Source organism: Colwellia sp. BRX8-9 (assembly GCF_014077245.1).
Lineage (GTDB): Bacteria > Pseudomonadota > Gammaproteobacteria > Enterobacterales > Alteromonadaceae > Colwellia_A.
Map to the genome: position 1 here is coordinate 32,457 of NZ_JACGVN010000008.1, position 14,655 is coordinate 47,111.

A 14,655-nucleotide genomic window follows, 5' to 3' on the forward strand; every position below is an offset into this window, starting at 1 on the left:
GTATAAAATTGAGGCTCAATAGATATTTAGGAAAAATATATACTAAGCCTAGAATAACGATGAAAGGAAGTAAAACCTATCCTCTCATCGAAACAAATTACCCGTTATAAGCGGTAAGATACTTTTAAGAATACGTTGCGACCATTATCTGCCGCTAAACGCATAGCGGTGAAACCCTCACCAAATCGTTGAGTAGTCGTTTCTTCGAATAAGTTAGAACCTTCAACACTTACATCTAAGTTTTCAGTGGCATGCCAAGTAACATTCGCGTCAAAAAAACCATGGGCATCCCACGCAGTGTTACCACCGATACCGGTAGACGGAGCGATAAATTCGTCACGGTAGGTGTAAGCAACTCGAGCTGAAATAAGGTCAGTTTCATAGTAGGCACTTAAGTTATAACTAAGTTTAGACATCCCTGGTAATGGTCTTTCAACAATACCCCCGCCATCAGCGCCTAAATTCTGTAAACCAAAGCCTTCAGTATAAGTAATGTTAGCTGACCAGCCAAACTCACCCATTTGCTGTTGGTATTGACCTTCTATACCTTGAAGTTCACCACCTAAACCTTGACCGGGTTCACGTAGAATATAATCTACCCCATTGACATCAACAGTAGACTCGTTAGCACCGTTAATAATAAAAGAACGAATATCTTTAGAGAACAAGGTTGCTGATAATAAAGATTCTTCGTTAAAGTACCATTCTAAACCAATGTCATATTGGTTGGCACGATATGGGTCAAGCGCAATACTACCACGAGCAATGCTTCGAGTAGTCTCGTTAACGCTAGCCGCTGGATTTAAGAACGAATAATTAGGACGACTCATTACTTTAGCAGCAGACAAACGTAATATGACATCTTCATGAAGATTTAGTGCTAAGTTAAAACTAGGTAACCAATCTGAGTAATCACTGTCTTCTGTAACGATTGTAGCGGTATCTACATAACCGTAATAATCAGCAGAGGTATCAGTAGCCACATAGCGTAAACCGAAATTACCGCGATAATTATCGCCACTAAAATCAGCTTGTCCGTATAAAGCAAAAATATCTTCTTTAATAACACCGTAACTGTTTGTGTTTAATGATGAACCCGTTTTGTGAGCATCATAATGCGCTCTTAATTGTGCACCATCTGCACGCGCAATGTTTGTTGGAGTACCCGAAAGTAACCCTGCACCAGAGTGATTAAAATGACCATCCGCAAATGTGGCTTTAGTGATACCTGTAGTCAAGCTATCATCAAACGTCCATGCATCTGAGTAACTTGTAAATTGATGATCTCGTAACTTAACACCGGTTTTAAAGTTAGAAATTGGGCCCCACTCAACGTTAAAATCAACATCAAACTGTGCGAAAGTCTCTTCGTCTTTACGATAGCCAGCAGTAACAGCACCACTACTTAAAATGTATTCAGAATGGTTGCTTGGATCTGTACCATTAGGAGAAAGCAACATCGCATTATCGCCACTCATATCGAAATCAATAGAGGTATTACTGTTACTTGAAACCCAACCAGCATTGTAGTTACCACCGTCACCACCTGTTGCTTCAGTAGAACCAACTTTGGCATTAATTGAATAGGTATCAGCCGTATAATCAACTTCAAATGCGATGACTTCGGTATCCATTTCAGCATTACGGGTATTCTGATCATCAAGTGGCGCACCAGAATAGTTACCATTTAGCGCAAAACCATTAGTCGGAGAGAATTTAGTCGCTCCAGTAACTTGGTCATTAAAGCCGGTTGGATCTGTACCCGCAATAATTAAATAGTTTTGGTTACTGTTAGCAGAATCAAGATCAACTTGAAAGTAATGCACATTCATTGATAAATCTTCAGAGGGTGAATACTGAACAGTTAGATCAACCGCATCACGTTCACGAGTTTGCGCGAATTCTGAAATACCTGCACCCGCCCAACCATCATCCATATAGTTTTCTGCTTTGTGCGCACGCCCAACAGTTTCTAGCGTAGATAAACTCGCTAAAACACCAAAGTTTTCTTGATCGTTTTTCCAGCTATACATGCCCGTTAAGCCTTGACCATTTTCGTCAGAAAGGCTGTTATCTTGGTATTCAGCAGATAAAAACAAGGTGTTAGAGTCTAGTTCTAAAGGCTTACGAGTGCGCACAACGACAGTACCACCAACACCACCTTCATCAAGGCTTGCTGTTGGCGATTTATAAACATCAACACCAGCGACAAGTTCTGGTGGTAATAAATCCATATCAAAAGAACGCTTTGCTGCTGCTTGTGAAAACCATCCTGTTGAAGCAACATAGTTACCATTCATACTGATTTGGGTTAATTCTGAGTTAGTACCGCGGATAGAAACATCACCACCTTCACCAGCAAAACTTCTGGCAATCGTTACGCCAGGTATTCTTTGTAGTGACTCTGCAATGTTTCTATCGGGAAATTTACCAATATCTTCTGCAGAAATTGAATCAACAACCGCGTTAGAAAATCTCTTTTGATTTAATGCTTGTTTCAAAGAACCACGAATACCGCGAACTTCAATTACTTCAGTTTCTTGCTCGGCAGCTTTAACTTCTTCAGCAGCCATTGCGAATGGTGTAGCACCGCCCGCTAGCACTAGAGCGATTGAACTCGCTAACATGCCTTTTTTAAATTTTTGAATTGACATCGACTTTCCCTTACACACGTTTTTTTTAAATATAATAGTTATGTTTTTATAACCCTATCAAAGACAGCGCTGTCTTTTTAATTCATGACAGCGTTGTCATAGGTCGGGTAAAACATTACACAATAAATGACCATCTGGCTACACTTGATTACGATTTAATCAGCACCTTTAATGCAACGAACTGTAAACAATAGAGTTTTATTTTAGTTTTTTTGTAAACACCCTGTATTATTTTCGTACACACAAGCAATTATTATACGTTTTTAGCACTACTTTATTCATTTAAAGTAACGTTTAATGAATAAAGAATTACTTTAGTGAATACTATAATTTAATGTCATTAATGAAGTCTAAAAAGGTAATTTTATTAATTTTCATTGTTTCAAAAATAGAAACGCTGACAATTTATCAGCGTTTTAAAGTAAAATTAAAGCTTATTTAGCTTTATTATAATAGTTCATCAAGTTAAGCGTAGAGCAATCATGACTCGGCGAAACATTACCGCTTTGCAGCTCTTTATGAATACTTTCTGCTAAGCCCTTGCCTAATTCAACGCCCCATTGGTCAAAAGAGCATATTTGCAGCACAATACCCTGCACAAATATTTTATGTTCATAGAGTGCAATTAAGTTGCCTAACGTCTTAGGATCTATACGTTTTAAAAGAATAGTGTTGGTTGGACGATTCCCTTTGTGCACTTTATGAGGAGCCACCTTATCGATGTAATCAGCTGTCCGTCCTTTTGCTTTTAAATCAGCACGAACTTGCTTTTCATTGACGCCGGTCATTAATGCTTGTGTCTGTGCAAAAAAGTTCGACATTAACGTTTCGTGATGACCAGACACCGGCGTAACACTGGCAACCGAACCAATAAAATCAGCTGGTACAACATTATTACTTTGATGCAGGTACTGATAAAAGGCATGTTGACCATTAATACCCAGTTCACCCCATATAGAAGGTACGGTGGCATAGTCAACTTCATCGCCATTCCACGAAACAGATTTACCATTACTCTCCATTTCAGCTTGTTGTAAATAAGCAGAGAGCATATGTAAGGTTTGATCGTAAGGAAGGATCGCTTGAGATCTAGCTCCTAGAAAAGTGGTATTCCAAACGCTGAGTAAAGCCATTATTGCCGGCATATTTTTTTCTAGTGGTGCACTTTGAAAGTGTTCGTCCATTTGATTAGCGCCATCAAGCAAGTCTATAAATTTATCAAAGCCCAGATCTAACGCTATTGCTAAACCGATTGCTGACCATAATGAGAAGCGCCCTCCGACCCAATCCCACATCCCGAAGATGTTTTCTTCTTTAATGCCAAACCCCATGGCATTTTCTTTATTCGCTGTTACTGCAACAAAGTGTTTACCGACCGCATTATCATCAAACGACGATGCGGTAAGCCACCTTATTGCTGTTTTAGCATTTGTCATAGTTTCGGTCGTGGTAAAGGTTTTACTGGAAACAATAAATAGCACTCTTTCTGGGTCAAGCGGACGAAGTATTTCTACGATTTGCGCGCCATCTACATTAGAAACATAATGAACATTAATGCTTTTATCACTGTAGTGTTTTAACGCCTCGGTGACCATCTGTGGACCAAGGTTGGAACCACCAACACCAATATTAACCACATCAGTAATACGCTTTCCTGAATAACCTAACCACTTACCTTCACGAACATGATTAACAAAAGCTTCCATTTTCTGTAACTGTACTTGAACGCTGGTGGTGACATTCTCACCATCAACAATGAGAGGCTCTTTGCTTTTACGGCGTAAAGCTGTGTGAAGAACAGCACGGTCTTCTGTTTTATTGATTTTTGCACCAATAAACATTTTTTCGCGCCATTCAACGACTTTACATTCACTAGCCAGATTGAACAGTGTATCCATTGTTTCAGTATCAATGAGGTTCTTTGAATAATCTAACAGTAATCTAGGTAACTCTATAGAAAACTTGTCAAAGCGTTCACTGTCTTGAGCAAACAGATCATTCATGTGCTGAGATTGTTTCTGTTGAGCAAGCTGAGTCAGCTTTTTCCAACTACTGAGTGTTTGACGACTTGACATAAATATTCCTATAGTGCATTAATTTAACCCTTCAATGTTGTACCATATTTGATAATGACAGCGCTGTCAATTTGAATTTTTATCCTTTATTTCTATAGATTAGTATAAAGGTTTGAGTTATTTTAAAATAAGTAGTTGCCGCCGTGCCAAAGAAACAATATTCTGTTGCGCTGCAGTAGGGTTACATAACAAGAATAATACACAAGGCTGTTTTAACCGATGAAAGCTACAATAAACGATGTTGCCAAACAAGCGGGTGTTTCGATAAAAACCGTTTCAAGAGTAATGAACAATGAATCATCTGTACGACAATTGACTCGAGATAAAGTCATGGAAGCCGTAAATGATTTACATTATCAGCCCAACTTAGCGGCACGAAACTTAGCGGGTACTAAGGCATACAGCATTGCTTTTATCTATGATAACCCTAACGCATATTATGTCATTGATATGCAAAATGGTATTTTAGCGGCTTGTAAACAACAAGGTTTTGAATTACTTATTCATCCTTGCCAAGCAAAATCAGTACATGTACTTGATGAAATTGCCGACATGGTTAGAAAGACACGAGTCGCTGGTTTAGTGCTCACTCCACCTTTTTCTGAAATGCCTGAATTTGTCCAAAAAATTATCGACCTAAATGTTGATGTTGTTCGGATAATGTCTGGCGATGTAGCACCCGATGAATTAGCCCCCTGCATTATGGTAAATGACCATGCGGCTTCGGTAAGTATTACTCAACACCTCATTGATTTAGGCCACAAACACATTGGTTTTATTGCCGGTGAAGCAGCACATATGTCAACTGTTGAACGTTTAAGAGGTTATAAACAAGCCTTGTCTGACAATGGCATTGCACTTGATGAGCGGTTAATTATTAATGGCGAGTATTCTTTTGAATCTGGCGTACTTGGCGCAAAGCAATTAATGTCTGAAGATATTCGCCCAACTGCTATTTTCTCATGTAACGATGAAATTGCGGCGGGTGCTTTGTTTGCCGCTCGGTTAATGGGGATATCAATACCTGATCAACTTTCTATTGCTGGTTTTGAAAACTCGCCCTTCTCTCGCCAAACATGGCCACGTTTAACGACAGCAAATCAGCCGAACCAAAAAATCGCTGAAGATGCAGCCAACTTATTGATTGCAAAATCGCGTAAACAAACCCCTCAAAATAGTGTTCATCATTACACACCAAGATTGATTGTCCGTGATTCAACCGGTAAACATAGCTAATTGATAATTGCTCATTGAGTTAAATCTTAGCGCAATATATAACCCACAACAAACCGGCCTTTCAACGGACAGTGTTCATCATTACACACCAAGGTTGATTGTCCGTGATTCAACCGCTAAACAGGGTTAATTGTCAGAAAACACTAAACTTTATCGACTAGCGTAACGCTTTAACGATAAAGTTTAGTTTGATTATCACTTGCAGCCTATGTTGATAAGCAAGTATGAAATATTACTTTTGTCTAAATGAATAAACGCCAACTTTACCCTCCGCGCCTGCCGCCAAAAACATCATCTTATCGCTCGCAAGGGTATAGAAGCCTTTATCGTCTTTTTTACCTTGTGGGTTTGCTAGTACTTGCCACGTTTTTCCTGCGTTAAGCGAAATATCACTACTGGTTTTTCCTGTAGCAAGACAAATATTTCCCTGACAACTCATTGCTGAGCGCAAGCCATATTGCCCAGCATTGACTGACTGCCATTGGTTATCGGTAAAAGTTGCCATATTAGGGTAACTTGCAGGACGCTGTTCATAGTCTCCGCCAACAACAAAAAGTTGTTGCTTGGCATTTAATGCTAAACCATAACCGCCGGCGGTTTGTGTTTTAGAGTACAGTGGCACACGATCACGTTGCCATGTTTCACCAAAATCGACGCTGCTATAAACTGATGCTGAAAATCCACCCGTAGTAAGCCAAGCTTTACCTTTGTCACCAACAATTAAGGTATTACCACTGGCCGCAAAAGCGGCTTCTTTTTCAACAAATTTCGGGATATTACTCTGCTCGATACGGCGCCACGTTTTGCCACCATCACTGGTTTTTTTTATAACATAAAAGCCATCGACAGGATCTCCCATCAACAAACCATTATCACCATCCCAAAAAGCGATGGAGTCAAAAAAGCCATCTTTATCTTCATTTTGATAAAGTAACTGCCAGCTATCGCCACCATCAATGGTTTTGTAAAGTACAGATTGTTCTCCACTGCCAACCCCCATAACAATAGCGGTATGCTTATCGAATAAGGCAATATCGCGAAAACCTGTTTTTATAGGGCTATCTACTGATTTATCCAACCAAGTTTTACCTCCATCTTGACTAACAAAAACAGTCTTATTACTACCACTAACCCACAATGAATTATCGATAACAGCACTTCCGCGCAAAGAAGGTGAACCTGGCAGCACCGTATGTTGCCAAGACGGCAAATCAACGATAGTAGTGCTACTGGCAATTACCGAGTAAAAGACAGTCGTGATACTAAGAGATTTTAAGATACGAATTAAGCGAGTGCTTACTTTAACTTCTGGTAATATTGAAAGAATTGATAGCATGATAATTATTATTTTAAGTGAACATAGCGCTACTATTCAATATTTTCAAATATTTAACAAGTGATAAACATCAAACACTGACAAAGAGACAAAGCAACAAAATTGTCAGTCATTAAGTTGTAAATACCGCCAACTTCAGCGATAGTAGAATAATAAAAATAGCCGTGATAATACTTAATTGATTAATAAAACAGTAAATTCTTATGCTAGAAGTTGATGATAAAGTACTCGCTGATATACGCCGTGGATTTTCTATTCCGGCTCAGCCAAGTTTATTAATTAAACTACAAAAAATAATGGCCGAAGACGAGCCAGACGTAAATGCGTTAGCCGATATTATTTCACAAGATGTCGGTGTCGCTTCAATTATTCTGAAAACCATTAACTCGCCCCTTTATGGATTGTCGCGCTCAATATCTGACATTCACAAATCAGTACGTTATATCGGTTTGCAGGGAATAAACTCATTAGTAACCAACACCTTGATTAAACGTAGTTTTGACCAACAAGATTGTAGTATCGCTTTAGAAGAGTTTTGGGACAGTGCCACACATATTGCCAACACTTGTGTTCATATTGGCAAAACGATTAAAGAAAAAACCTCAAAAGATAAGCTCTTTTCTCTTGGTTTATTTCATGATTGCGGCATTCCGATTATGGCAATGAAGTATAGTGACTACAGCGATACTTACCAACTTGCTTACAGCACCCCAGATAAAACACTCCCCATCACTGAAGACCAGGCTTATGGTGTAAACCACGCAACCATTGGCTATTACGTTGCCTCTTCTTGGCGATTACCTAAAGATATTTGCGAATTAATTTTAATACATCACGACCGTGATTTTCTCAAAATGAATAATCCACGTGGTCAAGAAGTTTACTATGCAATATTAAAACTGGCAGAAAACCTAGTACACAATCATAAGCACTGTCGAGACTCTGCTGACTGGCCTTATGTACAAGAAATGATTTTCACCTTACTCGACATTGATGAAGACAACTATCAAGATTATCTTGAAGACAGCGAGTCATTCGATGTAAAAGCTGATTAACCCTTGAAGCTACCTTAAATAAGTTTGTCAAATAAGCCCTTGGTTAAGTGCAATCAATACCGCCCGTGTTCTGTCTCGGGTATTAAGTTTTGATAATATTGTTGATACATGATTTTTAATTGTGCCCTCAGCAAGAAAAATACTACTAGCAATTTCTTTATTAGAGAAACCACCCGCCACCAGCTTTAAAATCTGTTGTTCTTTTTCAGACAAGACTTCAATAACTTTAGATTCATTCAAGCCTTTATTTAATTGTTTCATCACCACGGGCTCAGCCACAAAACCACCATTGGCAAGTGTTTTAACGCCATTAACGAGTTTATCTAAGGAAACATCTTTAAGTAAAAAACCATTAGCACCTGCTTGTAAGCTTTGCATAAACAGTTCGCTATCATCAAAGGTTGTTAACATTAAAATAGGCAAGGTACTGCCTTGGCTTCTTAGTATTTTAACTAACTCAATACCATTCACTTTTGGCATTCTAATGTCGAGTAACAACACATCAGGCGTTGGTTTACTGGCCAACATTTGTTGAGCGTGTTCGCCGTTTTCGGCCTGCCAAATAATACTTATATCGTCACTTAACGAAAGTAGCCCTGCAATTCCCTGTCGAACTAACTGTTGGTCATCAACAAGCGCAACATTAATCATAACAATCCTCTACTTGTATTTTTAAGGTGAAACCACTGTCATTTACAATAAGATCTACCTTGCCAGAAAAATCAATCAATCGTTCATTCATGCCAGCTAAACCACTGCCAAAGTTTTCGTTATTCTTGTTGGTAACCGTGCCATTGTCAGACAAGTTAATGACTAAGCTATTGCTCATTTTTTCACAGGCTAAAGTAAATAGGTTCGCTTTGCCATGTCGAAGCGCATTACTCACACCTTCTTGTAAACAAAACATCAGCTGTTGCTTTAGTTGCAGTGAATTAATATCAATGGATGATTTCACAGTTAACTGACAATTAGGCAATTGACTAATGAGGTTTTCAAGCGACGAAACAAGATCTATTTGTTCTTCTTCACGCATTTCTTTTACCACTTGTCGAACGTTGCTTAGCAGTGTTTTAGTCAGTTGTAAGTTTTCTTGCAGTAAGGGTTTAAATTCTTCGGAAACTTTATGTTTAGCGACCTCTAAATTCAAAGACAACGCCGTTAGCTGATGACCAATAGCATCATGTAAGTCTCGAGATATTCGTAATCTTTCTTGCTTTTTCGATGAAGCTTTCAGCATAAATCGTGTTGCTAACAACTCTTGATTAATAGCTGCTAATTCTTCTTTAGCTTTTGCTTCACGCAAGATGGTTTCTATGGCAGAGAAACCAAAAACTTGTAGCATAAAATAGATAATGACCTGAAAAAATCCAGAAATAAAACTGCCATCATAAACAATAGTAAAATGAGCGACTGTAATAAAAAACATCAACAACAATGCTTTTTTTCGGGTAAACATTGATGGTAACTGCGTCGCAATCAACACTAACAAAATAGCGGCAACATTATAAGTATCTGATGAAATTAACAATAATACCGTAACTACTTCAACCACCAGTAGTCGTTTATTTATCTTCGACTCTGCCCTTTTATCAGAAAAAATAATCCATGCAAATGAAAGATAAAAAATAATAAATGCCAACAATTTCAATACAAATGTCTGACCAAAATCAAGATTGACTAAAGACAAATAGCAAATAACTGACCAAGTAATAAAGCCAGAAAAATGTAGTAGCCAGTCTTTGCGTAAGTGCTCTGGTAATGGTGACTTCAACATAAATAAATACCTAGATAAAATGTGCAGTCTAAACCGTTAACATGCACATTTAAAACTTCATAATCATATGATTTTAAAACAAATCAATCGTAATTGCTGTGTTTTCTTTCACCATAAATTTAGCTTCTTTATATTTCGGCGCACCAAACATGCCGACATTATTACTAAAGCCATAGCCTTCTTTTGGGATCCCCATCATATTAAAATCCATTTTGTTATTGTCGTTTTCGTCTTGATACATTTTTATCGCATAGTCGCCATCAGGTACATTTTCAAAAATAGCGATTTCCTTGCCATTTTGAGCTTTAACTTTTGCATAAAAACTAGCTTTATCTGTCTTATAATCTTCTTCTGAGGCATATAAAGCGATTAAAAGGTGGCCTTTCCCTTGCTCAATATCACTGATATTGACCGTTAAGTCAGCGGCAACGGCATGCTGGCTTAATAATAAAATCATCGATAATGCACTTATTACAGAAAGCGCTAAACTGGTTACTGACAAAGAGATTAATTTTTTAAAAATCATAATGATTCCTTTATTTATATAAATTGAAAGAGGATAAGTAAATTTGTTTATTAATTCATGATCAGTGTAAAGCTAAAGCTTTTGTTAAACAGGTGCCAAAAGTCATCATTTTCACAGCAGTAAAACTGACTTCTGGCACCTAAAGGTTAAAGGACATTATAAGAATATTGTTGGTTATGAAGATGAACAAGGTAACGTTGAAAGAGTGCGAGAATCACAATAGGTGCGATAACAGAGAGTGCGATATTACCTTTAAACAACCAAGATAGAACGAGCGATATCAGTACGGCGATAAATAAGTAAGCTGATTTTTTATTAATGTTTATCCGATCTTTAGTTTCTTTAATCTGTGTTTTATTGATCCCAACAAAACCATGATTTGAAAAGAGCATGGTGGTAATACCAACAACAATCATCACAATAAAAATGGCCGACTCTTGCAACATGCTATAAAACGATAAATACCACCATTGTTGAAAAAATGCCGCTAAACCACCTAAAATCAAATAAATATTCGCTGATAGTATTAAACGGCTCATCACTATTTTAAGTTTACTGATTAACACTAACTGACAAATTCCCACCAATGCAGCTATTTTAAAAGCCAATAACCAGCTTTCATTGGATGTTTCGGTTTGCCAAAAACCAATCATTGAAAAAAGTGAAAGCGGGAGAAATTGTAATAAAGCACTGAGTTTATTTAACATACGGGCTGCCTTGTCGTTGAGTGATTAACTATTTACTTATTTTAAATAATAACGTTTCACAAGCTAAAACAAAGGTGCCAAAAGTCATGGTTTGCTTATAAAAAAATGACTTTTGGCCGAAGAAGGTATCAGCACCGATACAAAGCACATTAATCATCAACACCACTAATGTGTGCCTAAGGGGGGATTAGTCACGTAAAGCTTCGGTAACAGGTAAACGCATCGCCTTTATTGCTGGTAATATCCCACCTAATAAACCAATCAATAACGCTAACGACATTGTTTTAATCATCAACAAAACCGTAATATCAAAATTGAACATCATTTGACTCAAATTACTGGCATTTTGCGTGGCAGCCGTCCAGCCATCAAAGACAAAATATAAAGGTAGTATGCCTAACAACCCACCTACAAAAGCAATGAGCAAGGCTTCACAAAGAATCGACATTGAAATTGCAAAAGGACTAAAACCTATCGCTTTATGCGTAGCTATTTCCTTAGAGCGACTTGCTATGGCGGCATACATGGTATTAAGTGCAGCCACTATTGCGCCTAACGCCATAACAATAGCAATAGGAAAACCTAACCAACGAATTAAGCGTGTTAAGTTACTGGCTTGATCAGCAAAGAATTGTTTTTCTGTTAACACTCGAATGTTTAACCTAGGGTCGTCCTGCCACTCTTTTTCTAATTGTGGTAAATCGCTAATATCTTTTAATGCTAAGCGGATAGACTGTAGCGTATTTCCTCGACGATAATCACTCTGTACCATGCCAATATCAGCCCACAATTCTGATTCAAAAACACTATTACCATCAGAAAAAATCCCGCTGACTGTCCACGCTGCTCCACCTAAGGTGATAACTTTGCCAACAATTAACTCTGGCATTCTACGCGTTATTGCCTGACCAACAATTAGCTGACGCACACCCGTAGCGAACATTTCACCTTTGACTAAACGAAAATTAGGGCGAAATTGTTGAGTCGATTTGCTGATACCTCGCAACGCTAAACTTTTCGTTTTTGTTTCTTGAGCTACGGTATCTAGATTAGAAATATAAGTCACTTCAGCATTAACAAACATTTCAGCCGATACTTGCGCCAGCCCTTGTTCATCTTTAATAATTTTTTGATTATTCGCTAAAATATTAACTTCTACTGGAAACATCACACTTTGCAATTCTGAAGAGGCTCCCGCGCGCATCACTAATACGGTATTATCTAAACCAGTACGTTCCAGTGTTTTCATCATTCCCTCAGTCATTGCCAGAACATTTAAAATAACGCCAGCAACACAAGCAATGCTTAATATACTCACCATAGAAGCAATAATACGCTGCGGGAAACTTTTAAAATTAATAACCGTTAACGCTTGTGCTTGTTTTATATTGATAAACCATGAATGCTGCGCCTTTAATGAAATATTCATGCCTTGTCTCCTAACGTTTTGCTGATAACAAGTTGTTTAATCGCTACCGCCGGAAATACAGTGCAAAAAGCGGCAGCAATATTTACCCAGGCAAATACGGTTATATAATGACTTGGCGCAATCGATATACCCGGTAAAAAATCATTAAAACTCTGGCCGACCAATGCTAGAGATAAAGAGGCAAGAATGCTGCCCGCCAAAGCGCCTAAGCCAATTAATAACAAAGCCTCTAGGTAAACACCTTGAATTAAACGTGTCGCTGAAAACCCTAAAGCTTTCATCATTGCGCTTTCATTATTACGCTCACGAATAGTTTGGATCATGGTATTGCAAACAATCAGTAATAAAGTAGAGAATACCGCAATAACCACAAGGTTAATGACCATAGCCATATCAACAAACTGTTGTGCTTGTTCTTTAATAAAAACCTGTTCAGTCGTGGTACGGGTTGGATTGTTGGTATGTGAGAACAATAAATCGATAGCAACAATAACGTCATCTACGTTGACATTTTCAGTTATTTCAGTCGATAACCACCCCAAAGAATTATTAGCATAAGCACGGCCTTTATCAAAATAAGCATGTTGGAAAAACACTTTATTATCAGCAGATGAATACTGAGCTGTTTGGTAAATGGCAGAAACGGTAAACGACCAATTAAATGAACCACTTTTATTCATCCAAATAGAAGAGCTTAATGGCACGGTATCACCGATTTTCCAACCATATTTATCAGCAAGTCCCTGACCAATAACAATACCTGTGCGCGTTTTTTTCCATTGCGCTAGTTGCTCACTAGGGATTATATATTCATCAAATAAATTGAAATAATGATGATGGTCAACCGCAGTTACGGGTAGCTGATTTTTTTCATTTTGAAAGTACCCACCAAACCAAGATGCATAACTCACTTGTTTTACGCCCGGTAATGCCGCAATCTTTTGTTGAGTGTTAATGGGGAGAGATTGTGTCATTGATATTTTATGACTGGTCATTAAACGGTATTGATTACTACTGCTTACATTAGCCGTAAGCGCCTGATCTACTCCAGACAAGGTCGTCAATAAGAAAAAAGCCACCATGACAGAAGTACAGGTTAACCAAAAACGTACTTTTTTACGAAAGCTGTTCCGCCAAACTAATATCAGTAGGTTCATCTGCTTTCCCCCATATGACAGTTATGTTCTTCGCCAATATAAGACTCTAAATTAATCACTCTACTTGCGTAGTCAGCTGCTTTTTTATCATGTGTAACCATAACAATGGTTTTACCAAAATCGCGATTAAGTTGGTCAAGTAATGCCAGAATTTCATTGGCTGTTTTTCGGTCTAAATTTCCCGTTGGCTCATCACATAATAATATATGCGTGTCACTGACAATAGCGCGTGCAATAGCAACTCGCTGCTCTTGCCCACCAGATAACTCTTTGGGGAAATGACTAGCACGCTCACTCATGCCAACGAGCTCTAGCGCATAACTAGCATGCTCTTGTCGTTGCTTTTTATTTAACGAGGTTAACGCGAGTGGCAGTTCAACATTACCCTGCGCGCTTAACACCGGTAATAAATGATGTGACTGAAAAACAAAACCAATGTTTTCAGCGCGCCATTGGGTTAATGCCGCTTGCTTTAAATGATCAATACGCTGTGTACCAATAATAACCTCACCTGATGTCGGTTGATCAAGGCCGCCCATTAAATGCAACAAGGTGCTTTTTCCTAAACCTGATGGTCCCATTAATGCGACAAACTCACCTGATTTAATCGTTAAGTTAAAATCGTGGTGAACGACTACCGTGTTTTTACCTTTCTGGTAACTTTTGTTAATATTTTTTAATGTAATGTTATAGCTATTTTTCATCA

12 protein-coding genes are annotated in these 14,655 nt (G+C 38.1%); 2 read left to right on the forward strand and 10 right to left on the reverse strand.

The features are described from left to right. Positions 1 to 104: 104 nt before the first annotated feature. Complete coding sequence (locus H4J70_RS08580; RefSeq protein ID WP_182213613.1) at positions 105 to 2,654, reverse strand: TonB-dependent receptor; 2,550 nt, start codon at positions 2,652 to 2,654, stop codon at positions 105 to 107. Between the two features lie 434 nt (positions 2,655 to 3,088). Next, a complete protein-coding gene (pgi, locus tag H4J70_RS08585) occupies positions 3,089 to 4,729 on the reverse strand; it encodes a glucose-6-phosphate isomerase (RefSeq protein WP_182250941.1) in 1,641 nt (546 codons plus the stop codon). 219 nt (positions 4,730 to 4,948) lie between these two features. Here pgi and H4J70_RS08590 point away from each other — a divergent pair, with 219 nt between their 5' ends. Next, the gene (locus tag H4J70_RS08590; RefSeq protein WP_182213617.1) at positions 4,949 to 5,965 is read left to right on the forward strand and encodes a LacI family DNA-binding transcriptional regulator; all 1,017 of its coding nucleotides are present in this window, start codon (positions 4,949 to 4,951) and stop codon (positions 5,963 to 5,965) included. A 232-nt stretch (positions 5,966 to 6,197) separates the two neighbouring features. On the opposite strand, the gene H4J70_RS08595 is transcribed toward H4J70_RS08590, so the two are convergent. Further along, positions 6,198 to 7,301 carry a YCF48-related protein gene (locus H4J70_RS08595; protein ID WP_182213618.1) on the reverse strand — a complete coding sequence of 368 codons (1,104 nt, stop codon included), beginning with the start codon at positions 7,299 to 7,301 and terminating at the stop codon, positions 6,198 to 6,200. Between the two features lie 203 nt (positions 7,302 to 7,504). Between H4J70_RS08595 and H4J70_RS08600 the strand changes: the two genes are divergently transcribed. Then, entirely contained in the window at positions 7,505 to 8,356 is an 852-nt protein-coding gene (locus H4J70_RS08600) for an HDOD domain-containing protein (RefSeq protein ID WP_182213620.1), read from the forward strand. A 27-nt stretch (positions 8,357 to 8,383) separates the two neighbouring features. Here the strand turns inward: H4J70_RS08600 and H4J70_RS08605 are convergent, their stop codons facing one another. The 7 genes from H4J70_RS08605 to H4J70_RS08635 all read right to left on the reverse strand — a co-directional run bounded on the left by H4J70_RS08605 (position 8,384) and on the right by H4J70_RS08635 (position 14,653). Beyond that, complete coding sequence (locus H4J70_RS08605) at positions 8,384 to 9,007, reverse strand: response regulator transcription factor (RefSeq protein WP_182250942.1); 624 nt, start codon at positions 9,005 to 9,007, stop codon at positions 8,384 to 8,386. Next, the gene (locus H4J70_RS08610; RefSeq protein WP_182250943.1) at positions 9,000 to 10,130 is read right to left on the reverse strand and encodes a sensor histidine kinase; all 1,131 of its coding nucleotides are present in this window, start codon (positions 10,128 to 10,130) and stop codon (positions 9,000 to 9,002) included. Before H4J70_RS08610 ends, H4J70_RS08605 begins: the two co-directional genes overlap by 8 nt. Positions 10,131 to 10,203: 73 nt before the next feature. Then, the gene (locus H4J70_RS08615; protein WP_182213624.1) at positions 10,204 to 10,656 is read right to left on the reverse strand and encodes a DUF2141 domain-containing protein; all 453 of its coding nucleotides are present in this window, start codon (positions 10,654 to 10,656) and stop codon (positions 10,204 to 10,206) included. 146 nt (positions 10,657 to 10,802) lie between these two features. Beyond that, positions 10,803 to 11,363, reverse strand: coding sequence for a hypothetical protein (locus H4J70_RS08620; protein WP_182213626.1), 561 nt, complete (start codon positions 11,361 to 11,363; stop codon positions 10,803 to 10,805). A 187-nt stretch (positions 11,364 to 11,550) separates the two neighbouring features. Further along, positions 11,551 to 12,792 carry an ABC transporter permease gene (locus H4J70_RS08625; RefSeq protein WP_182250944.1) on the reverse strand — a complete coding sequence of 414 codons (1,242 nt, stop codon included), beginning with the start codon at positions 12,790 to 12,792 and terminating at the stop codon, positions 11,551 to 11,553. Then, positions 12,789 to 13,949 carry an ABC transporter permease gene (locus H4J70_RS08630; protein WP_182244586.1) on the reverse strand — a complete coding sequence of 387 codons (1,161 nt, stop codon included), beginning with the start codon at positions 13,947 to 13,949 and terminating at the stop codon, positions 12,789 to 12,791. The genes H4J70_RS08625 and H4J70_RS08630 overlap by 4 nt, the downstream gene beginning before the upstream one ends. Further along, entirely contained in the window at positions 13,946 to 14,653 is a 708-nt protein-coding gene (locus H4J70_RS08635) for an ABC transporter ATP-binding protein (protein ID WP_182250945.1), read from the reverse strand. The genes H4J70_RS08630 and H4J70_RS08635 overlap by 4 nt, the downstream gene beginning before the upstream one ends. Positions 14,654 to 14,655: the final 2 nt, after the last annotated feature.

Bases quoted from the DNA above. Each gene is read 5' to 3' on its own strand.
- H4J70_RS08580 (WP_182213613.1), bottom strand. From the start codon at position 2,654: ATGTCAATTCAAAAATTTAAAAAAGGCATGTTAGCGAGTTCAATCGCT.
- pgi (WP_182250941.1), bottom strand. From the start codon at position 4,729: ATGTCAAGTCGTCAAACACTCAGTAGTTGGAAAAAGCTGACTCAGCTT.
- H4J70_RS08590 (WP_182213617.1), top strand. From the start codon at position 4,949: ATGAAAGCTACAATAAACGATGTTGCCAAACAAGCGGGTGTTTCGATA.
- H4J70_RS08595 (WP_182213618.1), bottom strand. From the start codon at position 7,301: ATGCTATCAATTCTTTCAATATTACCAGAAGTTAAAGTAAGCACTCGC.
- H4J70_RS08600 (WP_182213620.1), top strand. From the start codon at position 7,505: ATGCTAGAAGTTGATGATAAAGTACTCGCTGATATACGCCGTGGATTT.
- H4J70_RS08605 (WP_182250942.1), bottom strand. From the start codon at position 9,007: ATGATTAATGTTGCGCTTGTTGATGACCAACAGTTAGTTCGACAGGGA.
- H4J70_RS08610 (WP_182250943.1), bottom strand. From the start codon at position 10,130: ATGTTGAAGTCACCATTACCAGAGCACTTACGCAAAGACTGGCTACTA.
- H4J70_RS08615 (WP_182213624.1), bottom strand. From the start codon at position 10,656: ATGATTTTTAAAAAATTAATCTCTTTGTCAGTAACCAGTTTAGCGCTT.
- H4J70_RS08620 (WP_182213626.1), bottom strand. From the start codon at position 11,363: ATGTTAAATAAACTCAGTGCTTTATTACAATTTCTCCCGCTTTCACTT.
- H4J70_RS08625 (WP_182250944.1), bottom strand. From the start codon at position 12,792: ATGAATATTTCATTAAAGGCGCAGCATTCATGGTTTATCAATATAAAA.
- H4J70_RS08630 (WP_182244586.1), bottom strand. From the start codon at position 13,949: ATGAACCTACTGATATTAGTTTGGCGGAACAGCTTTCGTAAAAAAGTA.
- H4J70_RS08635 (WP_182250945.1), bottom strand. From the start codon at position 14,653: ATGAAAAATAGCTATAACATTACATTAAAAAATATTAACAAAAGTTAC.